The sequence below is a fragment of the Kitasatospora nipponensis genome, from assembly GCF_039528135.1.
Taxonomy (GTDB): domain Bacteria; phylum Actinomycetota; class Actinomycetes; order Streptomycetales; family Streptomycetaceae; genus Kitasatospora; species Kitasatospora nipponensis.
Window position 1 is genome coordinate 1 of record NZ_BAAALF010000917.1, and the last position, 592, is coordinate 592.

2 protein-coding genes are annotated in these 592 nt (G+C 69.1%); both read left to right on the forward strand.

Annotation, left to right across the window (positions count from 1 at the left end; translation table 11 throughout):
• Window positions 1-246, forward strand: a 246-nt coding sequence (locus tag ABD323_RS44050; protein ID WP_344447619.1) for a LiaF domain-containing protein, incomplete at its 5' end; no start/stop codon positions are given.
• Window positions 243-473: a hypothetical protein gene (locus ABD323_RS44055; protein ID WP_184918651.1), complete on the forward strand. Its 231-nt coding sequence runs from the start codon at window positions 243-245 to the stop codon at window positions 471-473. The genes ABD323_RS44050 and ABD323_RS44055, both read left to right, overlap by 4 nt.
• The last annotated feature ends 119 nt before the right edge of the window (window positions 474-592 follow it).

Below are 592 nucleotides of genomic sequence, written 5' to 3' on the forward strand. Positions count from 1 at the left end.
ACCGTCACCACGGCGGTCAAGGTCGGCGCGGGTGATCTGCGAGTGACCGTCCCCAACAACGTGGAAGTCCGACTGACCCTGCACAGCGCCCTGGGCGACATCCGGGTCGCCGACCGCAACCTGTCCTCGGGGGCGGGCAACAACGTGGAGTACCAGTTGCATCCGACCAACGGTCAGCCGTCCAAGGGGACGCTCGACCTCACCCTCACGCTCGGCCTCGGCGACCTGATGGTGGTGCAGTCATGAGGAAGCACCGGCTGGACGTCTTCTCCCTGATCGCGGGCACCCTGTTCACCGTGGTCGCGGTGCTCTACCTGGTCGCCTCACTGAACGACCGCGCGGTGAACGGCCGGATCGTGCTCCCGGTCACCTTCATCGTGCTCGGCACGGCCGGGCTGGCCGGCGCGGTGGCCGCGATGACCCGGCGCGGCCGGCCGGCGGAGCTGCCGACCGACCCGAAAGACACGCCCTAGGACTGCACCGCGCCCAGGTCCAGCTGGTCGCCGTTCTTGGTGACGGTGTACTTGGGCAGCGGCTTGGTGGCCGGTCCGTTGATCACCGCGCCGGTGGTGGCGTCGAACTTCGAGCCGTG

What these genes read in the sequence shown, in the direction of transcription:
- ABD323_RS44055 (WP_184918651.1), top strand. Translation starts at nt 243, where the DNA reads ATGAGGAAGCACCGGCTGGACGTCTTCTCCCTGATCGCGGGCACCCTG.